Source organism: Bacillus thuringiensis (genome assembly GCF_022095615.2).
Classification (GTDB): domain Bacteria; phylum Bacillota; class Bacilli; order Bacillales; family Bacillaceae_G; genus Bacillus_A; species Bacillus_A cereus_AG.
The window spans coordinates 739,551-764,652 of the sequence record NZ_CP155559.1; the positions used below are offsets into that span (position 1 = coordinate 739,551).

A 25,102-nucleotide genomic window follows, 5' to 3' on the forward strand; every position below is an offset into this window, starting at 1 on the left:
GTATACAATTTAAATAGCTGTTTTCCATAGATGGGATGAGGTGTCTCTATATAGAAGAAAGTAGGATGGATATTTTTTGTGTTTTTTTAAAAAAACACTTGTTATTTAAAAACCATGATGGTATATTAATAAACGTCGCTGATGCGGAAACGCAGAAAACGACAGAAAAGAAATTTTAAAACGTAGTTGACATCAAAAAATGAAGATGTTAATATGATGAAGTCGCTTCTGAAGCGGCAGACAAGTTCTTTGAAAACTGAACGAAACAAACAACGTGAAACGTCAATTTTTATTTTTAGATGCTAGACAAACTAACTTTATTGGAGAGTTTGATCCTGGCTCAGGATGAACGCTGGCGGCGTGCCTAATACATGCAAGTCGAGCGAATGAATTAAGAGCTTGCTCTTATGAAGTTAGCGGCGGACGGGTGAGTAACACGTGGGTAACCTGCCCATAAGACTGGGATAACTCCGGGAAACCGGGGCTAATACCGGATAACATTTTGAACTGCATGGTTCGAAATTGAAAGGCGGCTTCGGCTGTCACTTATGGATGGACCCGCGTCGCATTAGCTAGTTGGTGAGGTAACGGCTCACCAAGGCAACGATGCGTAGCCGACCTGAGAGGGTGATCGGCCACACTGGGACTGAGACACGGCCCAGACTCCTACGGGAGGCAGCAGTAGGGAATCTTCCGCAATGGACGAAAGTCTGACGGAGCAACGCCGCGTGAGTGATGAAGGCTTTCGGGTCGTAAAACTCTGTTGTTAGGGAAGAACAAGTGCTAGTTGAATAAGCTGGCACCTTGACGGTACCTAACCAGAAAGCCACGGCTAACTACGTGCCAGCAGCCGCGGTAATACGTAGGTGGCAAGCGTTATCCGGAATTATTGGGCGTAAAGCGCGCGCAGGTGGTTTCTTAAGTCTGATGTGAAAGCCCACGGCTCAACCGTGGAGGGTCATTGGAAACTGGGAGACTTGAGTGCAGAAGAGGAAAGTGGAATTCCATGTGTAGCGGTGAAATGCGTAGAGATATGGAGGAACACCAGTGGCGAAGGCGACTTTCTGGTCTGTAACTGACACTGAGGCGCGAAAGCGTGGGGAGCAAACAGGATTAGATACCCTGGTAGTCCACGCCGTAAACGATGAGTGCTAAGTGTTAGAGGGTTTCCGCCCTTTAGTGCTGAAGTTAACGCATTAAGCACTCCGCCTGGGGAGTACGGCCGCAAGGCTGAAACTCAAAGGAATTGACGGGGGCCCGCACAAGCGGTGGAGCATGTGGTTTAATTCGAAGCAACGCGAAGAACCTTACCAGGTCTTGACATCCTCTGAAAACCCTAGAGATAGGGCTTCTCCTTCGGGAGCAGAGTGACAGGTGGTGCATGGTTGTCGTCAGCTCGTGTCGTGAGATGTTGGGTTAAGTCCCGCAACGAGCGCAACCCTTGATCTTAGTTGCCATCATTAAGTTGGGCACTCTAAGGTGACTGCCGGTGACAAACCGGAGGAAGGTGGGGATGACGTCAAATCATCATGCCCCTTATGACCTGGGCTACACACGTGCTACAATGGACGGTACAAAGAGCTGCAAGACCGCGAGGTGGAGCTAATCTCATAAAACCGTTCTCAGTTCGGATTGTAGGCTGCAACTCGCCTACATGAAGCTGGAATCGCTAGTAATCGCGGATCAGCATGCCGCGGTGAATACGTTCCCGGGCCTTGTACACACCGCCCGTCACACCACGAGAGTTTGTAACACCCGAAGTCGGTGGGGTAACCTTTATGGAGCCAGCCGCCTAAGGTGGGACAGATGATTGGGGTGAAGTCGTAACAAGGTAGCCGTATCGGAAGGTGCGGCTGGATCACCTCCTTTCTATGGAGAATTGATGAACGCTGTTCATCAATATAAGTTTCCGTGTTTCGTTTTGTTCAGTTTTGAGAGAACTATCTCTCATATATAAATGTATGTTCTTTGAAAACTAGATAACAGTGTAGCTCATATTTTTTAATTTTAGTTTGGTTAAGTTAGAAAGGGCGCACGGTGGATGCCTTGACACTAGGAGTCGATGAAGGACGGGACTAACGCCGATATGCTTCGGGGAGCTGTAAGTAAGCTTTGATCCGAAGATTTCCGAATGGGGAAACCCACCATACGTAATGGTATGGTATCCTTACCTGAATACATAGGGTAAGGAAGACAGACCCAGGGAACTGAAACATCTAAGTACCTGGAGGAAGAGAAAGCAAATGCGATTTCCTGAGTAGCGGCGAGCGAAACGGAACATAGCCCAAACCAAGAGGCTTGCCTCTTGGGGTTGTAGGACATTCTATACGGAGTTACAAAGGAACGAGGTAGACGAAGCGACCTGGAAAGGTCCGTCGTAGAGGGTAACAACCCCGTAGTCGAAACTTCGTTCTCTCTTGAATGTATCCTGAGTACGGCGGAACACGTGAAATTCCGTCGGAATCTGGGAGGACCATCTCCCAAGGCTAAATACTCCCTAGTGATCGATAGTGAACCAGTACCGTGAGGGAAAGGTGAAAAGCACCCCGGAAGGGGAGTGAAAGAGATCCTGAAACCGTGTGCCTACAAATAGTCAGAGCCCGTTAATGGGTGATGGCGTGCCTTTTGTAGAATGAACCGGCGAGTTACGATCCCGTGCGAGGTTAAGCTGAAGAGGCGGAGCCGCAGCGAAAGCGAGTCTGAATAGGGCGTTTAGTACGTGGTCGTAGACCCGAAACCAGGTGATCTACCCATGTCCAGGGTGAAGTTCAGGTAACACTGAATGGAGGCCCGAACCCACGCACGTTGAAAAGTGCGGGGATGAGGTGTGGGTAGCGGAGAAATTCCAATCGAACCTGGAGATAGCTGGTTCTCCCCGAAATAGCTTTAGGGCTAGCCTTAAGTGTAAGAGTCTTGGAGGTAGAGCACTGATTGAACTAGGGGTCCTCATCGGATTACCGAATTCAGTCAAACTCCGAATGCCAATGACTTATCCTTAGGAGTCAGACTGCGAGTGATAAGATCCGTAGTCAAGAGGGAAACAGCCCAGATCGCCAGCTAAGGTCCCAAAGTGTGTATTAAGTGGAAAAGGATGTGGAGTTGCTTAGACAACTAGGATGTTGGCTTAGAAGCAGCCACCATTTAAAGAGTGCGTAATAGCTCACTAGTCGAGTGACTCTGCGCCGAAAATGTACCGGGGCTAAATACACCACCGAAGCTGCGAATTGATACCAATGGTATCAGTGGTAGGGGAGCGTTCTAAGTGCAGTGAAGTCAGACCGGAAGGACTGGTGGAGCGCTTAGAAGTGAGAATGCCGGTATGAGTAGCGAAAGACGGGTGAGAATCCCGTCCACCGAATGCCTAAGGTTTCCTGAGGAAGGCTCGTCCGCTCAGGGTTAGTCAGGACCTAAGCCGAGGCCGACAGGCGTAGGCGATGGACAACAGGTTGATATTCCTGTACCACCTCTTTATCGTTTGAGCAATGGAGGGACGCAGAAGGATAGAAGAAGCGTGCGATTGGTTGTGCACGTCCAAGCAGTTAGGCTGATAAGTAGGCAAATCCGCTTATCGTGAAGGCTGAGCTGTGATGGGGAAGCTCCTTATGGAGCGAAGTCTTTGATTCCCCGCTGCCAAGAAAAGCTTCTAGCGAGATAAAAGGTGCCTGTACCGCAAACCGACACAGGTAGGCGAGGAGAGAATCCTAAGGTGTGCGAGAGAACTCTGGTTAAGGAACTCGGCAAAATGACCCCGTAACTTCGGGAGAAGGGGTGCTTTCTTAACGGAAAGCCGCAGTGAATAGGCCCAAGCGACTGTTTAGCAAAAACACAGGTCTCTGCGAAGCCGTAAGGCGAAGTATAGGGGCTGACACCTGCCCGGTGCTGGAAGGTTAAGGAGAGGGGTTAGCGTAAGCGAAGCTCTGAACTGAAGCCCCAGTAAACGGCGGCCGTAACTATAACGGTCCTAAGGTAGCGAAATTCCTTGTCGGGTAAGTTCCGACCCGCACGAAAGGTGTAACGATTTGGGCACTGTCTCAACCAGAGACTCGGTGAAATTATAGTACCTGTGAAGATGCAGGTTACCCGCGACAGGACGGAAAGACCCCGTGGAGCTTTACTGTAGCCTGATATTGAATTTTGGTACAGTTTGTACAGGATAGGCGGGAGCCATTGAAACCGGAGCGCTAGCTTCGGTGGAGGCGCTGGTGGGATACCGCCCTGACTGTATTGAAATTCTAACCTACGGGTCTTATCGACCCGGGAGACAGTGTCAGGTGGGCAGTTTGACTGGGGCGGTCGCCTCCTAAAGTGTAACGGAGGCGCCCAAAGGTTCCCTCAGAATGGTTGGAAATCATTCGTAGAGTGCAAAGGCATAAGGGAGCTTGACTGCGAGACCTACAAGTCGAGCAGGGACGAAAGTCGGGCTTAGTGATCCGGTGGTTCCGCATGGAAGGGCCATCGCTCAACGGATAAAAGCTACCCCGGGGATAACAGGCTTATCTCCCCCAAGAGTCCACATCGACGGGGAGGTTTGGCACCTCGATGTCGGCTCATCGCATCCTGGGGCTGTAGTCGGTCCCAAGGGTTGGGCTGTTCGCCCATTAAAGCGGTACGCGAGCTGGGTTCAGAACGTCGTGAGACAGTTCGGTCCCTATCCGTCGTGGGCGTAGGAAATTTGAGAGGAGCTGTCCTTAGTACGAGAGGACCGGGATGGACGCACCGCTGGTGTACCAGTTGTTCTGCCAAGGGCATAGCTGGGTAGCTATGTGCGGAAGGGATAAGTGCTGAAAGCATCTAAGCATGAAGCCCCCCTCAAGATGAGATTTCCCATAGCGTAAGCTAGTAAGATCCCTGAAAGATGATCAGGTTGATAGGTTCGAGGTGGAAGCATGGTGACATGTGGAGCTGACGAATACTAATAGATCGAGGACTTAACCATATAATATGAAGCAATGTTATCTAGTTTTGAAAGAATATAAAAAACTTGTTGACTTTCAAAGTCGAATGAGTTAAAATGATTCTTGTCTTAAATGAATACAGTCTGGTAATGATGGCAGAGAGGTCACACCCGTTCCCATACCGAACACGGAAGTTAAGCTCTCTAGCGCCGATGGTAGTTGGGACCTTGTCCCTGTGAGAGTAGGACGTTGCCAGGCAAAATGGAGGATTAGCTCAGCTGGGAGAGCACCTGCCTTACAAGCAGGGGGTCGGCGGTTCGATCCCGTCATCCTCCACCATATATGTCGGAGGGGTAGCGAAGTGGCTAAACGCGGCGGACTGTAAATCCGCTCCTTCGGGTTCGGCAGTTCGAATCTGCCCCCCTCCACCATTCTTAATTAATGGGCTATAGCCAAGCGGTAAGGCAACGGACTTTGACTCCGTCATGCGCTGGTTCGAATCCAGCTAGCCCAGCCATTAAGAGCCATTAGCTCAGTTGGTAGAGCATCTGACTTTTAATCAGAGGGTCGAAGGTTCGAATCCTTCATGGCTCACCATTTTAACAAAATATGCGGGTGTGGCGGAATTGGCAGACGCACTAGACTTAGGATCTAGCGCCTTTGGCGTGGGGGTTCGACTCCCTTCACCCGCACTTTTAATAAAATAACTCAAACATGTCTTGCGGAAGTAGTTCAGTGGTAGAATACAACCTTGCCAAGGTTGGGGTCGCGGGTTCGAATCCCGTCTTCCGCTCCAATTTTCAATATGACATGCCGGGGTGGCGGAACAGGCAGACGCACAGGACTTAAAATCCTGCGGTGGGTGACCACCGTGCGGGTTCGACCCCCGCCCTCGGCACCATATGCGCCCGTAGCTCAATTGGATAGAGCGTTTGACTACGGATCAAGAGGTTAGGGGTTCGACTCCTCTCGGGCGCGCTTTTATTAACGGGAAGTGGCTCAGCTTGGTAGAGCACCTGGTTTGGGACCAGGGGGTCGCAGGTTCAAATCCTGTCTTCCCGATATTCCCAAAAACATGGGGCCTTAGCTCAGCTGGGAGAGCGCCTGCCTTGCACGCAGGAGGTCAGCGGTTCGATCCCGCTAGGCTCCACTTTATTTATTATATGTCTCGGAGGTATACCCAAGTTCGGCTGAAGGGATCGGTCTTGAAAACCGACAGGCGGTGAGAATCGCGCGGGGGTTCGAATCCCTCTACCTCCTCCATTTTCTTTTTAAGTGGTTTACATACATATAATAATAAAATTTTTATTTTTCCTTCATGGAGGTATACCCAAGTTCGGCTGAAGGGATCGGTCTTGAAAACCGACAGGCGGCGAGAGTCGCGCGGGGGTTCGAATCCCTCTACCTCCTCCATTTTTTAAAAAAATATTATATTGTCGCGGGGTGGAGCAGCACGGTAGCTCGTCGGGCTCATAACCCGAAGGTCGCAGGTTCAAATCCTGTCCCCGCAACCAAATGGTCCCGTGGTGTAGTGGTTAACATGCCTGCCTGTCACGCAGGAGATCGCCGGTTCGACCCCGGTCGGGACCGCCATTTATGTTGGCTCGGTAGCTCAGTCGGTAGAGCAGAGGACTGAAAATCCTCGTGTCGGCGGTTCGATTCCGTCCCGAGCCACCATTTTTTTATGCCGACTTAGCTCAATTGGTAGAGCAACTGACTTGTAATCAGTAGGTTGGGGGTTCAAGTCCTCTAGTCGGCATCCTTTAGGGGCATAGTTTAAAGGTAGAACTGAGGTCTCCAAAACCTCCAGTGTGGGTTCGATTCCTACTGCCCCTGTAAAGTATATGGGCCTATAGCTCAGCTGGTTAGAGCGCACGCCTGATAAGCGTGAGGTCGATGGTTCGAGTCCATTTAGGCCCACCATATATATTATTCCGCAGTAGCTCAGTGGTAGAGCTATCGGCTGTTAACCGATCGGTCGTAGGTTCGAGTCCTACCTGCGGAGCCATGGCCCGTTGGTCAAGTGGTTAAGACACCGCCCTTTCACGGCGGTAACACGGGTTCGAATCCCGTACGGGTCATAAAAAAAGAGTCAGCATATTGCTGACTCTTTTTTATTGTGCGTGAATCCTTCTTTATCAACTGATTTTCCTGAAATAAATAAAGGGATTTAGGAAAAGCTATGGTATGTATAAAAAGGAGGAGACAAAAATGACACGAGTGAGAGACTTTATGAGTACTCATGTTGTACATTGTACACCGTTAAACAATGTATATGAGGCTGCTGTAAAGATGAAAGAAGAATCGATTGGATTGATTCCAGTTGTTGAAAATGAGCAAGTTGTTGGGCTTGTTACGGACCGAGATTTAGTTGTTCGTGGGATTGCTGAGAAACATCCTGGATCTAATAAAATTACAAATGTAATGACAACAAACATTGTTTCAGTTTCTCCAGATGATTCTATTGAAAAAGCTACAGAGTTAATGGCACAGTACCAAATTAGACGATTACCAGTAGTTGAGAGTGGTCAACTCGTTGGGATGTTAGCACTAGGTGATTTAGCTATAAGAGGATCGGCAGATGATCAAGCGGGATTTGCTTTAAGTGAAATTTCGGAGCATACGGAATGAAGAGAGACTTTCATTAGTGGGATAAGTTACGTATAAAAATCAGATGCATTATTCTAGTATATATGGATTAAACTAATATGTTAGCATGGTGTATCTGAGACATTATATAATATAAGTATACAGTTCGTAATTTCGACAGTTTTTTTAAATTTGTCATTCCTAATTTTAAATAAGAGAAAAAATGATATACTGATAGATATAAGTATTATGAAAGATTTTGAATATAACAATATTCATTGTTAATGATGTAATAATGGATTAATATTTCCTATGTAGACAAAAGGGAAGGGGAATTATATGAGGGCTGTACAGCGCGATCCAAATTGGAATTTGGTTACAGATACATATATAGAACCAAATAATTTCGCTGAATTATTTTCTTTGCTTGTACCTTGTCATCCAAAAGGTGAAGGGAAAGAACGAACTATATTAGTGTGGAAAGAAAAAGAATTTTATAAAGAAGAAAATTTAGCGGCATTTATCGTATATGGAATGGATAAAGTAAAGAATTTGCCGCAGTTTCATAAAGATGAAATTCCAACTCTAGTACGTATTCTTCGCTTATGCCAAGAGATTGGTTGGTATGAAGAAGCAAATACTTTTATGATAACTCAAGGACTAGCTGAGTTTGTTCACACTTCATTGGAATATGAAACGTGGGATCTTTTGACACAAGCGGTTGCTTTAAACTATTTAATTATTAAATATCGTATTGGTGAATTGACTGATGGGGATGTAGAAATTTGGGATAGGGTTAAATTTAATGAGAAATGTATAACGGATTGTAAACATCTATTATCTCATAAAGAAGTATTGGAATTTACATTCTTTTATATGTGTAAGAGAGCTAAATTACTATCAAAAGAGCAATTAAATAGTGATATGATGAGTCTAGCGATGTATTGTAATACGTTTGTGTATGACTTATACACACATGACTTATTACGAAAATATCGTAAGTGTACAGACTTCCTATCATATTATGGACCTAGTCAAGCGGTGTTAGCTTGTCAAAGAGCTGTACTTTCTCAAATTTCAGATCGATTAGACCCATTGAAAACTACTCATGTAGATGATTATTTATATGTAATGAAAGAAATGATGGAGCATATGACGATAGGAATAATGGATCGATATGATTATTTTATCGGGAAGTTATTATCATATGTGCCATTTTTCGAAATGATTCAAGTTCCACAACATGCATATTATTGTGAAGAATTACTGTATATTTGTAAGGGCATTGAATATAAAGAAGAAATATTACGCAATTATATATTTATACAATTACATGATTGTTTACCATCATTCTTTAAACTATTTCTTAAAAATAAGCGTTATGCAACAATTCATGATATTTTGTTCTATTGGTGTGATGATGAACAAAGAATGAGCTTAGAGAAAAAATATAATCTGAGCTTTATTTATGAAAAATATGCTTGTGGATAAAGAGCATTTTCTATATAAATTAAAAAGGATCTCAAGTTTATGTGAGATCCTTTTTTTATTAATAAAGCAAGGAGAACGCAATTAAGACGAGAAATAACATTCCATAAAGGAGAAATTGTGCCGTCTTACTTCCTTGTATACCAAAAAAAGTATTTATTTTTGTGTATAAATTCAATATATATTTTATCGGATTATCTTTGAAAGATCGGTACACAGTGTCTCCTCTTTCTAAGCTTTTTGTTCGTGTTTTTTGTTAGTAGGGACATGAATGTATCTAGCTATGAATAATAAAACAGCCATAAAGAATACAGGAAATACGGTAGATAAATAAAAACCATTACTAATAATATTTGTTATTAGGGCACTTAATAGAAAGATGGCATTATATATATGGGCAATTTTTTGTTTTAGTTGTACTTGAAAGGATTCCATCATAATTTCTAAAGCAACAAAAGCAATGATAATAGATAAAAATACAGTATTTGTATTGTAAATGATTAAACAACAGATTAAACCTAAAAAGGCTAAGTATTCAATGAAGAGAGGTATATTGATATTGCGTTGCATACAATTTACCTAACTAAATATGGCAGTGGGTTTACTGCATTTGTTTTTTCAAAATTCCATTCTCCATTGTGTAATTCAAAATGAAGGTGTTGCCCGTATGAATGACCTGTGTTTCCCATATGACCTACTAATTGTCCAGCTTGTACTTGATCACCAGCTTGTACAGTGCGATCTTTCATGTGTGCATAGACTGTTGTATATAATTTCCCGTTTATTTGATGGGCGATGAACACAACATTGCCATAGCTAGCTGAATAATATGATTTCACAACTTTACCTGCAGCTGCCGCTTGGATAGAGACATTACCCTGAGCTGCAATATCTATACCATAATGCATTTGTTCCCAACGCATATCAAAGGTTGAGCTAATTCTTCCTTGAGTAGGGAATTTGAAAACAGCTGGAATGGAAGTAGGTTGAGCTGTTTGAGTTTGAGTTTGTGTTTGATTTTGCACCACATAATGTTTTGCCACATATCCGTATCCTGTGCCAAAACGAACTTTATACCAAGTTCCTACAGTTTCCACTACTTGTATTTGTGTACCATTTTGTAATGAACCAAGTAGTGCACTACTTGTACTAGCGTTGCTACGTACATTAAGTTTAGGTGTTGCAACTGTGTATTTCGTATTATTTTCTGTGATGCCTTTTACTAAAGGTTGTGAACCATTAGACACGAATGCTTTTTGTACGTAACCTGTTTTGCCATTATGTAAAATTTTATACCACTCGCCTTGTTCTTCTTGAATGGTAACGAATTTCCCATTTGGTAATACATCTAAAATTGAAGATTCTAAATTAGGTTCAGAACGAACGTTTAATGCATTGGCATTAACGATGTATTGATTATTAGATTGAAGTTTGTTTTTTAGTAGAATAGCATCTTTTTGTACGTAACCTACTTTATTATTAACAGATACTTTATACCAGCCATTAGTTGTTTCAAGTATGTTTACTTTCGTATTAAAGCGAATCGTATCAATTGATGAGCTATTTGCGTTATCTTTTGTATGTAAGGCTACTTGATCGACTTTGACATATCCAGTTTTCACATTAGATAATTGTTCAGCGTTGGCTGTTTGTACATTTGTTTCTCCCATAGAAGGAAGGAAAGAGGCAATTGCGACAGTAGTTGCTGTTAAAGCAGTAGCTTTCATATTCATATAATAGAGACCTCCTCTAGTTGTATAGTTGTAATTTTATTATAGTATAAAGATATAATATAGTGGGTGTATTCACATAAATGTAATATGAAATCAATATAAAAATAAATTTTTTGAGGATAATGATTCCTTTTTATCCAATTAATTAGGATAATAATTTCTAAGATAGAATATAAGTATTATATAGTTTTGTTATTTTGTTGACAATTGAGAAAATTAAAACAGTTGATGATGTCTTATTACGATGTTATACTGACAGTGATAATTTTATAGTTTGCTAGGAGAGCTGGTGTTGCCAGCTGAGAGTAGGCCGTAAGCCTTTGATCCTTTTCATTACCTGATCTAGATTATGCTAGCGTAGGGAAGCAATTCGGACACTAATAATGAGTCCCCGTTTCTTTACGTATAGAAACGGGGCTTTTTTATTTGAAAATTTCATATTGAAACCACTAGGGGTGCTTGTTGTGCTGAGAGAGGAATAATCCTTAACCCTTACAGACCTGATCTAGGTAATACTAGCGAAGGGAAGTGGAGCAACGAATAAATTATAATTTTATTTGCTGTAACCACTTCTTATTTAGAAGTGGTTTTTTATTTAGATATATAAATTGAAAGGGGATAGCGAAATGAAATTTTGCGATAGATTATTAGAAACTGTACAACCAGTTTGGAAGATGAGTCATAATCATCCGTTTGTAGTAGGTATGGGAGATGGCACGTTAGAAAAAGATAAGTTTCAGTATTACATTATTCAAGATTATTTATATTTGTTAGATTATGCAAAGCTATATGCTATTGGTGTTGTAAAAGCAACGAATCCACAAGTAATGGGGAAATTTGCTGAACAAATTGATGGCATATTAAATGGTGAAATGACAATCCATAAACAGTATGCAAAAAGACTTGGAATTTCTATAGAGGAGATAGAGTCTGCAAAGCCATCTGCTAAAAATTTAGCGTATACAAATTACATGATGTCTGTATCTCAAAATGGCACACTTGCGGAATTAATAGCAGCACTTCTTCCATGTATGTGGAGCTACTGGGAAATTGGAAAGCGTTTAAATGATATTCCTGGAGCAAGAGATCATGAGTTTTTTGGTGAGTGGATTCAAGGATATAGTTCTGAAGAATACGGTAACCTTTGTATTTGGTTAATAGATTTATTAAATGAAATGGCAGTTGGAAAGTCTGAAAAAGAGCTAGATCGATTAGAGGAGATTTTCCTATATTCCAGTCGATTTGAATATTTATTCTGGGATATGTCCTATCGTAAGGAGATGTGGGGATTTGAGGAGCAAGAACATACTACAGTTTCATAATGTTTCTTTTCATTATGATGAGAAGCCAATCATCAATGAATTAAATGCTTCTATACAAGATAAAGAGTTTGTAAGTATTATCGGACCGAGTGGATGCGGGAAAAGTACTTTATTTCGCCTTATTACAGGTTTAGAAGAAGCAAGTACTGGACAGATAGAGCTGACAGAAACAAAGAGCCATCCTGTGGGGTATATGCCTCAAAAAGATATGCTTCTGCCGTGGAGAACGATTATTGAAAATGCTGCTCTGCCGCTAGAGTGCCAAGGGGTACAGAAGAAAGAAGCACAAATAAAGGCAAAGGAACTGTTACATAAATTTGGCTTACAAGGATATGAGACAAAATATCCGAAAGATTTATCTGGTGGTATGAGGCAACGCGTATCTTTTATTCGAACTTTATTAACGGGCGGGGAGATATTGCTGTTAGATGAACCGTTTAGCGCGTTGGATGCTTTAACGAAGGCATCTTTGCAAGAATGGCTGTTTGAACAATGGAAAGAGTGGGAAAAAACAATTTTATTTATCACTCATGATGTGGAAGAAGCATTGTTTCTTTCTAATCGAGTTTTCGTTGTAGAAAATCAACCGATAACTACTTTAACCGAGAGGGTTGTACCACTTGATCGTAATCGAACAAGAAAAGATTTATATAAGCCTGAAGTGTTAGCGCTTAAAGATGAGCTTCTTAGTATGTTACAAAGGCAGGTACTTGTATGATAAGCCGATTGAAAGAATTAGTTCCTGCCATTACTCTTTCTAGTATTTTACTCGTTATGTGGGAAATAGGAGCAAGAATTATAGATGAGATGTACATTTTACCGTCACCGTCTGCAATTGTAATGAAAATATGGAAACTAAAAGACATATTATTTACGGTTCATTTACCGGCAACGTTATACGTTGTTTTAATAGGGGTGGCTATTTCTATCGTACTTGGGGTAGGGCTAGCGATGTTAATGAATGCGAGTAATTGGATGGAGAGAGCATTTTATCCATTATTAGTTGCCTCACAAACGATTCCGATTACAGCGCTTGCTCCACTTTTCGTTTTATGGTTTGGATATACGATCTGGAGTAAGGTTGTTGTTACGGTTTTAATTACGTTTTTCCCAATTGCGGTCAATACGTATGATGGGCTGCGCAGTACGAAAAAAGAATGGGAGGAGCTCTTAGTTACGTATGGGGCAACGAAAAAAGATGTTTTTCTTAAATTAAAGTTACCATCTGCTCTTCCTTATTTTTTCTCAGCTTTAAAAATTGCAGTTCCGCTTAGTGTAATTGGGGCAGCAATCGGTGAATGGCTCGGTGCACAAGCTGGGCTTGGATATTTCAGTAAAAGAATGATGACACAGTTAGACGGAGCAGGTGTATTTGCACCCATTGTATTGTTATCATTATTAGCTATTTTCTTCGTCATACTTATCTCGGTATTAGAAAAGAAATTTATTAGTTGGAGGAAGTATTCATGAAATTTTTAAAACGCATCTTTGTGTTGACATTATTAGTTGCAATGATTACTGGATGTTCTAGTAATTCAGCATCAGATAAGGGTAAAAAGGAAAAAGAAATAACGGTCATGCTTGATTGGTACCCAAATGCGGTACATAGCTTTATTTATGCAGCAATTGAAAAAGGCTATTTTAAAGAAGAAGGAGTAAAGGTGAATATAAAATTCCCTTCTAATCCGACCGATCCATTAACCTTAGCAGCCGCAGGAAAAGTAACGGTTGGCTTATATTATCAGCCAGATGTTGTCATGGCAAAAGCAAATGAACAAATTCCAGTGAAATCAATTGGAGCTGTCGTACGTTCACCATTAAATCATGTTGTATCGCTGAAATCAGCAGGCATTCAATCGCCAAAAGATTTAGAGGGGAAAACAGTTGGATATTCTGGAACACCTTTAAGTGAGATGTATTTAAAAACGATGGTAAAAGAAGCTGGTGGCAATCCAGATACAGTGAAAGTAGTCGATGTTGGCTTTGATCTAGTACCGGCATTAATTACGAAAAAGGTAGATGCGGTAACAGGGGCATACATTAACCATGAAGTACCTGTTATGCGTCATGAAGGGCATGAACCAGCGTACTTTAATCCAGCTGATTATGGTGTACCGAATTATCATGAGCTTGTATTTGTAACAGGTGATAAAACGTTGAAAAAAGATAAAGAAGCGTTACAAGCCTTCTTACGTGGTACGAAAAAAGGCTATGATTTCATGAAGAAAAATCCAGATGAAGCATTAAATATTTTATTAAATCATCAAGAAAAAGAAAACTTCCCACTTGTACCAGAAGTTGAAAAAGAAAGTATGAAAATTTTATTAGAGAAAATGGAAACGAAAGATGAGTCATTCTTATCAGATTCAAAAGAATCATGGGAGAAACAAAATAAATGGCTGAAAGATAAAGGAATGACGAAAGAAATCGTTCCGGCCGATGAGTTATTCGAAAACATTTTAAAGTAGGCGAATGAATATGAAAAATGAGCTTCATGTAATCTCAAATGGTCACATGTCATTCGAAGAGTTAGTGAATGTAGCGATGCAAATTGAAAGTGAGATTGATTATTTGCATATTCGTGAGCGTGAGAAGAGTACGAAGGATTTGTATGAAGGTGTGGAAAGTCTTTTGAAGAAAGGCTTTCCGGCATCAAAAATAGTGATAAATGATCGAATTGATATCGCTATTTTATTAAACATTCCACGCGTGCAGCTAGGATATCGAAGCGCAAATGTAAAGTCAGTGAAAGAAAAGTTTTCTTATTTGCATGTCGGCTATTCTGTACATTCTTTAGAAGAGGCGATCGATGCATTTAAGAATGGAGCGGATTCACTCGTCTATGGTCATGTATTTCCGACAGATTGTAAAAAAGGTGTGCCAGCGAGAGGGCTTGAAGAGGTTTCAGACATTGCAAAGTGTTTATCCATACCGATAACAGCAATTGGTGGAATTACCACGGAAAACACTGGGGATGTTCTTACTAACGGTGTCAGTGGTATTGCTGTTATGTCTGGGATTATAAGTAGTAGTAACCCGTACAGCAAAGCGAAATCTTATAAGGAATCAATAAGAAAGTGGGCGGAAAAACATGTGTAAGAAGTATGATGTAGCGATAATTGGCGGTGGTGTAATTGGTAGTTCAGTTGCACATTTTCTAGCAGAAAGAGGACATAAAGTAGCGATTGTAGAGAAGCAAAGAATTGCATCTGAAGCCTCGAAAGCAGCCGCTGGTTTACTTGGGGTTCAGGCAGAATGGGACGCTTATGACCCGTTATTTGAACTTGCTAGAGAAAGCCGTGCTATATTTCCACAACTTGCAGAAGTTTTACGTGAAAAAACAGGCATCGATATTGGGTATGAGGAAAAAGGTATTTATCGCATTGCCCAAAATGAAGATGAGAAGGAAAGAATTCTTCATATTATGGATTGGCAGCAGAAAACAGGTGAAGATTCTTACTTTCTAACGGGAGACCTTTTACGAGAGAAAGAGCCGTTTCTATCTGAGTCAATTATAGGGGCTGTATATTATCCGAAAGATGGTCATGTTATTGCACCAGAGCTTACGAAAGCCTTCGCACATTCCGCGTCATTCTCGGGTGCGGATATATATGAACAGACAGAAGTGTTTGATGTTCGTATTGACAATAATAAAGTGACTGGGATTGTGACAAGCGAAGGTATTATCACTTGCGAAAAAGTGGTTATTGCGGGTGGCTCATGGAGCACGAAGTTACTAGGACATTTTCACCGCGAATGGGGTACATATCCAGTTAAAGGAGAAGTAGTAGCGGTAAGAAGTAGAAGACCACTTTTAAAGGCGCCTATTTTCCAAGAAAGATTTTACATTGCCCCAAAGCGCGGCGGACGTTACGTAATTGGAGCAACGATGAAGCCCCATACGTTTAATAAAACTGTGCAACCAGAAAGTATTACTTCTATATTAGAGCGCGCGTATACAATATTGCCAGCTTTAAAAGAAGCAGAGTGGGAAAGCGCATGGGCAGGGTTAAGGCCACAATCGAATCATGAAGCTCCTTATATGGGAGAGCATGAAGAAATAAAAGGTTTATATGCTTGTACTGGACATTATCGAAACGGTATTTTATTAAGTCCTGTTTCTGGTCAGTATATGGCTGATTTAATAGAAGGAAAGCAGGAAAATCATTTGCTAGATTCATTGCTTTCTAAAAAGGTTTAGAAAGGGGATGGGAGTTTGAATTTAAAAATTAATGGTAATCAAATTGAAGTACCAGAGAGTGTGAAAACAGTAGCTGAGCTACTTACACATTTAGAGTTAGATAACAGAATTGTTGTAGTAGAGCGTAATAAAGATATTTTACAAAAAGATGATCATACAGATACATCTGTTTTTGATGGAGACCAAATTGAGATTGTAACTTTCGTAGGAGGCGGTTGATTATGTTAAACATTGGACCATTTTCATTTCATTCTAGACTTTTATTAGGAACAGGAAAATTCCCTGATTTTGATGTACAGCAAAAGGCAATTGATGTATCTGAGGCTGAGGTTTTAACGTTCGCAGTACGTCGTATGGATATATTCGATGCAAAGCAGCCTAATTTATTAGAGAAACTTGATGTGAAAAAGTATAAGTTATTACCGAATACAGCTGGAGCAAAAAATGCTGAAGAAGCTGTTCGTATTGCAAAATTAGCAAAAGCCTCAGGGCTTTGCGACATGATCAAAGTAGAAGTTATTGGTGATGATAGAACGTTATTACCTGATCCAGTAGAAACGTTAAAAGCATCTGAAATGTTACTAGAAGAAGGATTTATTGTTCTTCCGTATACATCTGATGATGTTGTATTAGCACGTAAATTACAAGAACTAGGTGTGCATGCAATTATGCCAGGAGCATCACCAATCGGTTCAGGGCTTGGTATTGTAAATCCGTTAAATTTAAGCTTCATTATTGAACAAGCGACAGTACCAGTTATCGTTGATGCTGGTATTGGTAGTCCAGCTGATGCGGCATTTGCAATGGAATTAGGAGCGGATGGCGTGTTATTAAATACAGCTGTGTCAGGTGCAAACGATCCTATTAAAATGGCACAGGCAATGAAATTAAGTATTGAAGCAGGACGTTTAGGCTTTGAAGCGGGGCGTATTGCGCGTAAACGTTGTGCAACTGCAAGTAGTCCTTTAGAAGGAATGAGCGTAGTTGAATAATCGATATTCTCGCCAAGAATTATTTTCTCCAATTGGAGAAGAAGGGCAACGAAAAATAAGAGAAAAGCATGTACTCATTATCGGCGCAGGTGCATTAGGTAGTGCAAATGCAGAGATGTTTGTAAGAGCTGGTGTAGGCACAGTAACGATTGTGGACCGGGATTATGTCGATTGGAGTAATTTACAAAGGCAGCAATTGTATGCAGAGAGCGATGTAGAAAATAATCTTCCTAAGGCTGTAGCGGCGAAGAAACGTCTAGAGGAGATAAATAGTGAAGTAAGAGTAGAAGCTCTTGTTCAAGATGTAACGGCTGAAGAATTAGAAGAGCTTGTTACAGACGTTGATGTAATGATTGATGCAACTGATAATTTCGAAACGCGTTTCATTGTAAATGATATAGCGCAAAAGTATTCTATTCCATGGATTTACGGAGCATGTGTGGGAAGTTACGGTCTTTCTTACACCATTCTTCCTAGTAAAACGCCATGTTTATCATGTTTATTACAATCGATTCCGCTTGGCGGGGCGACATGTGATACAGCGGGTATTATATCACCTGCTGTATCTCTTGTTGTTTCTCATCAAGTAACAGAAGCTCTGAAATTGCTAGTAGAAGATTATGAATCACTTCGAGATGGACTTGTATCGTTTGATATGTGGAAGAATGAATATTCATGTATGAATGTGCAAAAACTTCGTAAACACAATTGTCCTTCGTGCGGAGAAAATGCGATATACCCGTATTTAAATAAAGAAAATACATCGAAAACAGCAGTTTTATGCGGGAGAAATACAGTTCAAATTAGACCACCTCATAAAGAGGAAATGGATTTTGAACGATACAAAGAGCTGCTGAATGATCGTGTGAATGATTTAAATGTAAATCCATATTTATTATCATTTTCTGTGGGAGAAAAGAGATTAGTTGCTTTTAAAGATGGTCGTGTACTCGTACATGGAACGAAAGATATAAGCGAAGCAAAAACAATTTATCATCGCTATTTTGGATAGAAAAGGATGAGTGGGATGAAAGTAAATAAAGCTTTAACAATTGCAGGATCTGATAGTGGTGGCGGTGCTGGTATTCAAGCAGATTTAAAAACATTCCAAGAGCTTGGTGTGTATGGGATGACGGCTATTACGGCAATTACTGCTCAAAATACGCTTGGCGTTCAAGGGGTATATCCAGTTCCGTTAGAAGGTATTACGGAACAGCTGAATTCAATTGGTACGGATTTAACACCAGATGCTGTGAAGCTAGGAATGTTATTTAGCAGTGAAATTATTCAAATTGTAGCAGAACATATTAATAAATTTGGCTGGAATAATATTGTACTAGACCCTGTTATGATTGCTAAGGGCGGTGCATCACTATTACAACAAGAAGCAGTACAAGCATTAAAAGAATATTTATTACCAGTAGCAACGGTTGTAACACCGAATGTTCCTGAAGCAGAAGTGTTAACTGGAATGGAGATTCATAATGTTGAAGATAGTAAGGAAGCTGCGAAAGTACTGCATGAATTAGGTGCGAAATATGTACTTATGAAGGGCGGACATGCAGAATATCAAGGGAATGAAGTAGTTGATTTACTCTTTGATGGAGAAGAGTTTATTGAATTTAGAAGTGAGCGAATTCCTTCAAAGCAAACGCACGGAAGCGGGTGCACATTTGCGTCTGCAGTTACGGCAGGACTTGCGAAAGGCTACTCGATGGAAGGGGCAGTTCAAGAAGCAAAACGATTTATTAGTATAGCAATTGAAGAGCCGTTGCATATTGGAAGTGGTCATGGACCGACGAATCATTTTGCATATAAGTTGAATAAAGCATAAGCATGAAGAATGGGAAAGCCAGTTTTACAACTGGCTTTTTTTGTTTACTTTTTCAAAATACAAGAGTAATATATCAGCCAGAATACATTTTTTGTAATACGCTGAGTCCAATTATATGGAGCGGAGGAACCAATTTGTGCATCGTCACTAGGGGTGAATCTTTCAATTTTGAAAGTAGGGCTACTCTCAAAGTCCGAATCCGACAGCTAACTTCGTAAGCGTCTTGAGAGAGGACGGTGCCATGATGGATACATCACTTCATCGATCTGATTAGTATAGGGGAATATCAATCTATGTTTGAGTTCTTTTATGCTAAGGAGGATGAGGTAAATGGAACTAACACTTATTTGTGTTGGAGGAGAAAGTAAGGTAAACAGTTTAAGAGATTTAGTTGCATTTCAACATGAGTTAATTATTTTTACAGCAAATGAAGAGATAGCGGCTGAAGTTAGGGATTGTGGATTTGATTGGACGTATAGTTGTAGTAAGGAGCAAGATTTTACTAGTATTTGTGAGTGTATTAAGAAGGTGATTTTACTGGGAGATGAACTTCCAATCGTTAGTTTCTTCACAGAACACATTCGATATTCTGTTCAAGCACCTATTACTGTTGTTACAAGGAATAAACGATATCCAGCGAGGCTCTATGAAACAATTGGAGCTAAATTTGTCGTGTTTACGAATTGTGATAATATTTCTTTTTTATTTTTTGAATAGGGCGGGGAGAGGAAGATGAAAGTGTTGCTACTAGGAGATATAGCGAATCGTTGGGCGGTATCAGTAGAGCGAGTTCAAGAATTGATCCAGATTGATCCTCTGTTTCCAAGGCCATATATTATATTACCATCAAAGGACAATTTATATTTAGAGACGGATATTAACGAATATGAACAGTTACATGTAGAATTGTCACACGTGTATATTCGTGGGAGAAATTTACGTGCTTTTTTACAAGGAGAATAAATAGTGAATGAAAAAAGAGTGAATGCGAAGTGCAACAAGCCATGCACTTCATGTCATTCGCTCTTTTTATTTCGTATTTAAAAGGTTATTTCTGTGAAAAAGAAAGAAAAGACGAGAAAACAGATGAAAGAATATTAATAACACTCAATGTAAGCGTTTAAATAGATAGATATTTTCTTATTTTCAGTAATTTGCCTCTTTACAAGTTAAATATAGAGGAGTATATTTACTCTCATAAATCATTCATAAGATTTCCAAAAAAACCTAAAATCGCTGAGTTCCAGAAATGGAGCGGGGGAACCAATTTTGTGCATCGTCACTTGGGGTGAATCTTTCAGTTTTGAAAGTAGGGCTACTCTTTAGGCCCGAATCCGACAGCTAACCTCGTAAGCGTTTAGAGAGGAGGTTTACTTTGTGTTGTTCATTTCGAACACTAAGTAGAGCTTAGTGTTCTTTTTTTGATTACTCGATGGTAAATTTTTACAAAAAGAGAGGGATATCTATGTTAGATGTTGTAATGATTGGGATTTTTGTTGTGTTAGTCGCATCGATGGCAAGTCTTGCAAGTTGGTCAGATAAAGTTGTGAAAGAAGGGAAGCAATCATGACGATTGCCTTATCGGTTATTGTTGCAGCAATTACGGTGTACTTAGTGTATGCATTATTAAATCCGGAAAAGTTTTAATTAGGGGGAGTCATTCATTATGATCTGGGTCGCAGTCGTTATTACAATGCTGTTGTTTATTCTTGTGGCAAAGCCAATGGGAATTTATTTAGAGAAAGCCTTTCAAGGGAGTAAAAAGCTAGATAAAGTATTCGGGCCTTTTGAAAAATTTATTTTTAAAATTACGGGTGTAAAAGAATACAATCAAACGTGGAAACAGTACGCGTTGTCATTAGTTTTATTAAATGGATTTATGATTGTTGTCGTATATTTCATTTTCAGACTGCAAGGGGTATTGCCATTAAATCCAGCACACATTGAAGGAATGGAGCCTACGCTCGCTTTTAATACAGCAATTAGTTTTATGGCTGATACAAACTTACAGCATTATAGCGGTGAAAATGGTTTATCTTATTTATCACAATTAATCGGAATTACATTTTTAATGTTTGCAGCGCCGGCAACGACATTAGCACTTGTAATGGCGTTTATAAGAGGGCTTGCTGGAAAAGAACTCGGTAACTTTTTCGTTGATTTTACGAGAGCACTAACGAGAGTATTTCTTCCTATCGCATTTATTGCAGCACTAGTCTTTGTCACACTCGGTGTACCACAAACATTAGACGGTGCCGTTACAGCACATACGATTGAAGGTGCAAAGCAGAGTATATTACGCGGACCAGTTGCATCATTCGTGTCCATTAAGGAACTTGGAAATAACGGTGGTGGATTTTTCGGAGCCAACTCTACACATCCTTTTGAAAATCCAGGGCAAATGAGTAATATTTTGCAAATGATGCTTATGATGTTATTGCCAACAGCACTTCCATTTACGTACGGACGAATGGTAGGAAATAAAAAACAAGGTCGCATCCTTTTCGTTTCACTATTCATGGTGTTTTTACTAGGGTTTATAACGATTACGACATCTGAACTAAATGGGAATCCCGTATTAAACGAAATGGGTATCCAGCATGTGCAAGGAAGTACAGAAGGGAAAGAAGTACGATTTGGAACAGTATTTTCTTCTCTATACGCAACAGTGACGACAGCTGCTGAAACAGGAGCCGTTAATACGATGCATGATACGTTAACACCAATTGGCGGGTTAGTACCACTCGTAAATATGATGTTAAATACAGTGTATGGCGGAGTTGGGGCAGGTTTTGTGAACATTATTATGTATGCGATTATCGCAGTCTTTATATCTGGATTGATGGTTGGACGGACACCAGAGTTTTTAGGTAAGAAAATTGAAGGTAAGGAAATGAAATTAATTGCGGTAACGATACTATTTCATCCACTGCTTATTTTAGGGTTTTCAGCATTAGCTCTTTCAACAAGTTTAGGAACAGATGCCATTTCTCATTCTGGTTTCCACGGTTTAACGCAAGTTGTATATGAGTATACATCGTCAGCTGCGAATAACGGATCTGGATTTGAAGGATTAGCGGATAATACACCGTTTTGGAATATTACAACTGGTTTAGTTATGTTTTTAGGACGCTATTTCAGTTTAATTACGATGCTAGCTGTTGCAGCTTCATTGAAAGAGAAGACGGTAGTACCAGAAACAGTTGGGACATTCCGTACGGATAATAGTTTATTTGGTGGCATTTTTATCGGAACGATTGTAATTGTCGGTGCGTTAACATTTTTCCCGATGTTAGTACTTGGCCCAATTGCAGAATTTCTTACATTGAAGTAATGGAGGGTAAATGATGAGACCGGTAGTAGTAAAAGAAAAAAGAGTAAATGAGTCACAAATACATGCGGTAGAAGATGAGCTTAGACAAGCGAAAACGATGGATCGTGATATCGTGAAACACGCGATGAAGCAATCCATTGCGAAATTGAATCCGAAAGTCATGATAAAGAATCCGATTATGTTCGTTGTGGAAATTGGGTTTATCATTACGTTCATTTTATCTTTTCTTCCAAGTCGTTCTAGTAGTATACCAGGATGGTTTAATATAACAGTTTCTCTCATTCTATTATTTACAGTTTTATTTGCGAATTTTGCAGAAGCATTAGCAGAAGGTCGTGGTAAAGCGCAAGCCGATTCTTTAAAGCAGTCGAAGAAAGATGTGTTTGCAAATGTTGTAAAAGAAAATGGAGACATTGTTCAAGTTTCAGCAACTGATCTTAGAAAAGGTGACGTTGTTATCGTAAAACAAGGAGAAATGATTCCGAATGATGGTGAAGTTATTAAAGGATTAGCGTCTGTAGATGAATCTGCAATTACAGGAGAATCTGCTCCTGTAATAAAAGAAGCGGGTGGTGATTTTTGTTCCGTAACAGGCGGAACGATGGTCGTCAGTGATGAAATTACGATTGTCATTACGAGTAACCCTGGTGAATCCTTTATTGATAAAATGATTTCGCTAGTAGAAGGGGCTGCTCGTCAAAAAACGCCGAATGAGATTGCTTTAAATACAGTATTAACGAGCTTAACTCTTATTTTCTTAATCGTTGTTGTGACGTTACCGATTTTTACAAATTATTTAGGATTTCAAATTGATACAGCTGTACTTGTTGCGTTGTTAGTTTGTTTAATTCCGACGACAATTGGCGGATTATTATCAGCGATTGGTATTGCTGGAATGGACCGCGTGACAAAGTTTAACGTGTTAGCAATGTCAGGGAAAGCAGTAGAAGCTGCGGGTGATATTAATACAATTATTTTAGATAAAACAGGTACGATTACTTTCGGGAACCGAATGGCACATACACTGCTTCCTGTAGGAAATGAGACGATTGAGCAAGTAGGGAAATGGGCTGCGATTAGTTCAGTTTTAGATGAAACACCAGAAGGTCGATCAGTTATAGAATATGTAAAAACGAAATCTATATCATATAATCGAGAAATTGCAGAACAAGGTGAGTTTGTTCCATTTAAAGCAGAAACGAGAATGAGTGGTGTTGATTTACAGGACGGAACGAAAGTGAGAAAAGGTGCTGTAGGTAGCGTGATTGAATGGGTTCAATCACAGGGTGGAACGATTCCGAAAGATGTAAATCAAAAAGCAGATTTCATTTCAAAAGAGGGAGGGACACCCCTTGTCGTTGCAGTGGATAATCGTGTTTACGGTTTAATTTATTTAAAGGATACAGTAAAACCAGGTATGCGTGAGCGTTTTGAACAATTGCGCCAAATGGGGATTAAAACGGTTATGTGTACTGGTGATAACCCATTAACAGCAGCAACGATTGCAAAAGAAGCAGGGGTAGATGAATTCGTTGCTGAGTGTAAACCAGAAGATAAAATTGCGGTTATTAAAGCAGAGCAAGATAAAGGGAAACTTGTAGCGATGACAGGTGATGGTACAAATGATGCTCCGGCATTAGCGCAGGCTGATGTTGGATTAGCAATGAATAGTGGTACGACAGCTGCGAAAGAAGCAGCAAATATGATTGATTTAGATTCGAACCCGACAAAAATTATTGAGGTTGTAGGAATCGGTAAGCAATTGTTAATGACGCGTGGTGCGTTAACGACGTTTAGTATTGCAAATGATATTGCAAAATATTTTGCAATCATTCCAGCAATGTTTACACTTGCGATTCCGCAAATGGAAGCATTAAACATTATGAAATTAACATCACCACTGTCAGCGATTTTATCAGCATTAATATTTAACGCTGTTATTATTCCGTTACTTATTCCATTGGCGATGAAAGGTATCGCATATAAACCGATGAGTTCGAATGTACTACTTGGCCGAAACCTACTTATTTATGGGCTAGGTGGAGTGATTGTACCGTTCATTGGAATTAAAGTAATTGATATAATTGTCGGCTTGTTTATATAAGGAAGAGGGGAAAAAGATGGCGAAGAAACAAAGTATACTATCACCAATCATCCGTATTACTTTTACATTTTTAGTGTTATGCGGCCTCATATACCCGCTTATTGTAACTGGTATTGCACAAGCAGTAATGAAGGATAATGCAGATGGAAGTCTAATATATAATGATAAAAATGAAGTGATTGGTTCTAAATTAATTGGGCAAAATTTCACAGATCCACGTTATTTTCAGGGGCGTGTTTCTAGTATTGAATATAAAGCAGAAGCATCTGGGTCTAATAACTATGCGCCTTCTGATCCAGATTTATCGAAACGAGTAGAGAAAAGTATTGAAGAGTGGAAGAAACAAAACCCAACTGTTCCAGTTACAGAGGTGCCAATCGATTTAGTGACGAATTCAGGTTCAGGGCTAGATCCTGACATTAGTCCGAAGGCGGCTTCCGTACAGGTAGAGCGCATCTCGAAATTAACGAGAATCCCAAAAGAAACGTTGGATCAGTTGATTAAAGATCAAACAGAAGGTGCAGCACTTGGTTTATTTGGAGAAGATCGCGTGAACGTTTTAAAGTTAAATTTGGAATTACAGAAACTACTGAAATAGTAACAGTGCTAC

21 protein-coding genes, 20 tRNA genes, 3 rRNA genes and 4 riboswitches are annotated in these 25,102 nt (G+C 40.3%); of the genes, 42 read left to right on the top strand and 2 right to left on the bottom strand.

Annotation, left to right across the window (positions count from 1 at the left end; all coding sequences use genetic code 11):
- The first annotated feature begins 317 nt into the window (after positions 1-317).
- The 25 genes from KZZ19_RS03690 to KZZ19_RS03810 all read left to right on the top strand — a co-directional run bounded on the left by KZZ19_RS03690 (position 318) and on the right by KZZ19_RS03810 (position 8,975).
- Positions 318-1,869, top strand: a 16S ribosomal RNA gene (locus KZZ19_RS03690).
- 145 nt (positions 1,870-2,014) lie between these two features.
- A 23S ribosomal RNA gene (locus tag KZZ19_RS03695) occupies positions 2,015-4,936 on the top strand.
- 101 nt (positions 4,937-5,037) lie between these two features.
- Positions 5,038-5,153, top strand: a 5S ribosomal RNA gene (gene rrf, locus KZZ19_RS03700).
- Together the 16S, 23S and 5S rRNA genes with 20 tRNA genes alongside form the textbook arrangement of a ribosomal RNA operon.
- A 5-nt stretch (positions 5,154-5,158) precedes the next feature.
- A tRNA-Val gene (locus KZZ19_RS03705) sits at positions 5,159-5,234 on the top strand.
- Positions 5,235-5,242: 8 nt separating this feature from the next.
- Positions 5,243-5,326, top strand: a tRNA-Tyr gene (locus KZZ19_RS03710).
- Positions 5,327-5,337: 11 nt separating this feature from the next.
- Positions 5,338-5,412, top strand: a tRNA-Gln gene (locus KZZ19_RS03715).
- Positions 5,413-5,416: 4 nt separating this feature from the next.
- Positions 5,417-5,492: transfer RNA gene (locus KZZ19_RS03720), tRNA-Lys, on the top strand.
- A 14-nt stretch (positions 5,493-5,506) separates the two neighbouring features.
- Positions 5,507-5,587, top strand: a tRNA-Leu gene (locus tag KZZ19_RS03725).
- A gap of 29 nt (positions 5,588-5,616) precedes the next feature.
- A tRNA-Gly gene (locus tag KZZ19_RS03730) sits at positions 5,617-5,691 on the top strand.
- 16 nt (positions 5,692-5,707) lie between these two features.
- Positions 5,708-5,796, top strand: a tRNA-Leu gene (locus KZZ19_RS03735).
- 3 nt (positions 5,797-5,799) lie between these two features.
- Positions 5,800-5,873 (top strand) — tRNA-Arg (locus KZZ19_RS03740).
- A gap of 10 nt (positions 5,874-5,883) precedes the next feature.
- Positions 5,884-5,957 (top strand) — tRNA-Pro (locus KZZ19_RS03745).
- A gap of 15 nt (positions 5,958-5,972) precedes the next feature.
- A tRNA-Ala gene (locus tag KZZ19_RS03750) sits at positions 5,973-6,045 on the top strand.
- A gap of 20 nt (positions 6,046-6,065) precedes the next feature.
- Positions 6,066-6,158 (top strand) — tRNA-Ser (locus tag KZZ19_RS03755).
- A gap of 57 nt (positions 6,159-6,215) precedes the next feature.
- Positions 6,216-6,308: transfer RNA gene (locus tag KZZ19_RS03760), tRNA-Ser, on the top strand.
- A 24-nt stretch (positions 6,309-6,332) separates the two neighbouring features.
- Positions 6,333-6,409 (top strand) — tRNA-Met (locus KZZ19_RS03765).
- A gap of 3 nt (positions 6,410-6,412) precedes the next feature.
- Positions 6,413-6,488, top strand: a tRNA-Asp gene (locus KZZ19_RS03770).
- 8 nt (positions 6,489-6,496) lie between these two features.
- A tRNA-Phe gene (locus KZZ19_RS03775) sits at positions 6,497-6,572 on the top strand.
- A gap of 9 nt (positions 6,573-6,581) precedes the next feature.
- A tRNA-Thr gene (locus KZZ19_RS03780) sits at positions 6,582-6,654 on the top strand.
- A gap of 6 nt (positions 6,655-6,660) precedes the next feature.
- Positions 6,661-6,731, top strand: a tRNA-Trp gene (locus KZZ19_RS03785).
- Between the two features lie 10 nt (positions 6,732-6,741).
- A tRNA-Ile gene (locus KZZ19_RS03790) sits at positions 6,742-6,818 on the top strand.
- 10 nt (positions 6,819-6,828) lie between these two features.
- Positions 6,829-6,903 (top strand) — tRNA-Asn (locus KZZ19_RS03795).
- A 1-nt stretch (position 6,904) separates the two neighbouring features.
- A tRNA-Glu gene (locus KZZ19_RS03800) sits at positions 6,905-6,976 on the top strand.
- Between the two features lie 130 nt (positions 6,977-7,106).
- Complete coding sequence (locus KZZ19_RS03805) at positions 7,107-7,526, top strand: CBS domain-containing protein (RefSeq protein ID WP_237982593.1); 420 nt, start codon at positions 7,107-7,109, stop codon at positions 7,524-7,526.
- Positions 7,527-7,823: 297 nt separating this feature from the next.
- Entirely contained in the window at positions 7,824-8,975 is a 1,152-nt protein-coding gene (locus tag KZZ19_RS03810) for a DUF3965 domain-containing protein (RefSeq protein WP_088095204.1), read from the top strand.
- Between the two features lie 228 nt (positions 8,976-9,203).
- Here the strand turns inward: KZZ19_RS03810 and KZZ19_RS03815 are convergent, their stop codons facing one another.
- Together KZZ19_RS03815 and KZZ19_RS03820 are read right to left on the bottom strand one after the other, a co-directional pair.
- Positions 9,204-9,542 carry a hypothetical protein gene (locus KZZ19_RS03815; RefSeq protein ID WP_237982594.1) on the bottom strand — a complete coding sequence of 113 codons (339 nt, stop codon included), beginning with the start codon at positions 9,540-9,542 and terminating at the stop codon, positions 9,204-9,206.
- Between the two features lie 5 nt (positions 9,543-9,547).
- Positions 9,548-10,705: an SH3 domain-containing protein gene (locus tag KZZ19_RS03820; RefSeq protein ID WP_237982595.1), complete on the bottom strand. Its 1,158-nt coding sequence runs from the start codon at positions 10,703-10,705 to the stop codon at positions 9,548-9,550.
- A 269-nt stretch (positions 10,706-10,974) separates the two neighbouring features.
- Positions 10,975-11,086: riboswitch (TPP riboswitch) on the top strand.
- A 60-nt stretch (positions 11,087-11,146) separates the two neighbouring features.
- Positions 11,147-11,249, top strand: a riboswitch (TPP riboswitch).
- 82 nt (positions 11,250-11,331) lie between these two features.
- On the opposite strand from KZZ19_RS03820, the gene tenA reads away from it, so the two are divergent.
- From tenA to kdpC, 17 genes are all read left to right on the top strand, one after another.
- Positions 11,332-12,027 (top strand): thiaminase II, encoded by a 696-nt coding sequence (tenA, locus tag KZZ19_RS03825; RefSeq protein WP_237982596.1) that lies wholly within the window; start codon positions 11,332-11,334, stop codon positions 12,025-12,027.
- The gene (locus KZZ19_RS03830) at positions 11,996-12,745 is read left to right on the top strand and encodes an ABC transporter ATP-binding protein (protein ID WP_088095207.1); all 750 of its coding nucleotides are present in this window, start codon (positions 11,996-11,998) and stop codon (positions 12,743-12,745) included. The genes tenA and KZZ19_RS03830 overlap by 32 nt, the downstream gene beginning before the upstream one ends.
- Positions 12,742-13,497, top strand: coding sequence for an ABC transporter permease (locus KZZ19_RS03835; RefSeq protein WP_237982597.1), 756 nt, complete (start codon positions 12,742-12,744; stop codon positions 13,495-13,497). Before KZZ19_RS03830 ends, KZZ19_RS03835 begins: the two co-directional genes overlap by 4 nt.
- Positions 13,494-14,495: an ABC transporter substrate-binding protein gene (locus KZZ19_RS03840; RefSeq protein WP_237982598.1), complete on the top strand. Its 1,002-nt coding sequence runs from the start codon at positions 13,494-13,496 to the stop codon at positions 14,493-14,495. Before KZZ19_RS03835 ends, KZZ19_RS03840 begins: the two co-directional genes overlap by 4 nt.
- A gap of 10 nt (positions 14,496-14,505) precedes the next feature.
- A complete protein-coding gene (gene tenI, locus KZZ19_RS03845) occupies positions 14,506-15,126 on the top strand; it encodes a thiazole tautomerase TenI (RefSeq protein WP_237982599.1) in 621 nt (206 codons plus the stop codon).
- Positions 15,119-16,228 (top strand): glycine oxidase ThiO, encoded by a 1,110-nt coding sequence (gene thiO / locus KZZ19_RS03850; protein WP_237982600.1) that lies wholly within the window; start codon positions 15,119-15,121, stop codon positions 16,226-16,228. Before tenI ends, thiO begins: the two co-directional genes overlap by 8 nt.
- 15 nt (positions 16,229-16,243) lie before the next feature.
- Positions 16,244-16,447, top strand: coding sequence for a sulfur carrier protein ThiS (gene thiS / locus KZZ19_RS03855; protein WP_001049505.1), 204 nt, complete (start codon positions 16,244-16,246; stop codon positions 16,445-16,447).
- 2 nt (positions 16,448-16,449) lie between these two features.
- Positions 16,450-17,220: a thiazole synthase gene (gene thiG, locus KZZ19_RS03860; RefSeq protein WP_097831323.1), complete on the top strand. Its 771-nt coding sequence runs from the start codon at positions 16,450-16,452 to the stop codon at positions 17,218-17,220.
- Positions 17,213-18,232: a thiazole biosynthesis adenylyltransferase ThiF gene (gene thiF, locus KZZ19_RS03865; RefSeq protein ID WP_237982601.1), complete on the top strand. Its 1,020-nt coding sequence runs from the start codon at positions 17,213-17,215 to the stop codon at positions 18,230-18,232. The genes thiG and thiF overlap by 8 nt, the downstream gene beginning before the upstream one ends.
- A 6-nt stretch (positions 18,233-18,238) precedes the next feature.
- Positions 18,239-19,054: a bifunctional hydroxymethylpyrimidine kinase/phosphomethylpyrimidine kinase gene (gene thiD / locus KZZ19_RS03870; protein WP_237982602.1), complete on the top strand. Its 816-nt coding sequence runs from the start codon at positions 18,239-18,241 to the stop codon at positions 19,052-19,054.
- A gap of 89 nt (positions 19,055-19,143) precedes the next feature.
- A riboswitch (cyclic di-AMP (ydaO/yuaA leader) is annotated at positions 19,144-19,291 on the top strand.
- 93 nt (positions 19,292-19,384) lie between these two features.
- The gene (locus KZZ19_RS03875; RefSeq protein WP_048562513.1) at positions 19,385-19,771 is read left to right on the top strand and encodes a hypothetical protein; all 387 of its coding nucleotides are present in this window, start codon (positions 19,385-19,387) and stop codon (positions 19,769-19,771) included.
- Positions 19,772-19,786: 15 nt separating this feature from the next.
- Positions 19,787-20,017 (top strand): hypothetical protein, encoded by a 231-nt coding sequence (locus tag KZZ19_RS03880; RefSeq protein ID WP_237982603.1) that lies wholly within the window; start codon positions 19,787-19,789, stop codon positions 20,015-20,017.
- Positions 20,018-20,278: 261 nt separating this feature from the next.
- Positions 20,279-20,424: riboswitch (cyclic di-AMP (ydaO/yuaA leader) on the top strand.
- A 95-nt stretch (positions 20,425-20,519) separates the two neighbouring features.
- Complete coding sequence (locus tag KZZ19_RS03885) at positions 20,520-20,624, top strand: SipW-dependent-type signal peptide-containing protein (protein ID WP_000887889.1); 105 nt, start codon at positions 20,520-20,522, stop codon at positions 20,622-20,624.
- Positions 20,621-20,701 (top strand): K(+)-transporting ATPase subunit F, encoded by an 81-nt coding sequence (kdpF, locus tag KZZ19_RS03890; protein ID WP_000150656.1) that lies wholly within the window; start codon positions 20,621-20,623, stop codon positions 20,699-20,701. Before KZZ19_RS03885 ends, kdpF begins: the two co-directional genes overlap by 4 nt.
- A 19-nt stretch (positions 20,702-20,720) precedes the next feature.
- Positions 20,721-22,388: a potassium-transporting ATPase subunit KdpA gene (kdpA, locus tag KZZ19_RS03895; protein WP_237982604.1), complete on the top strand. Its 1,668-nt coding sequence runs from the start codon at positions 20,721-20,723 to the stop codon at positions 22,386-22,388.
- 13 nt (positions 22,389-22,401) lie between these two features.
- Positions 22,402-24,492, top strand: a complete 2,091-nt coding sequence (kdpB, locus tag KZZ19_RS03900) for a potassium-transporting ATPase subunit KdpB (protein WP_237982605.1) — start codon at positions 22,402-22,404, stop codon at positions 24,490-24,492.
- Positions 24,493-24,508: 16 nt separating this feature from the next.
- Positions 24,509-25,090 (top strand): K(+)-transporting ATPase subunit C, encoded by a 582-nt coding sequence (gene kdpC / locus KZZ19_RS03905; RefSeq protein WP_237982606.1) that lies wholly within the window; start codon positions 24,509-24,511, stop codon positions 25,088-25,090.
- The last annotated feature ends 12 nt before the right edge of the window (positions 25,091-25,102 follow it).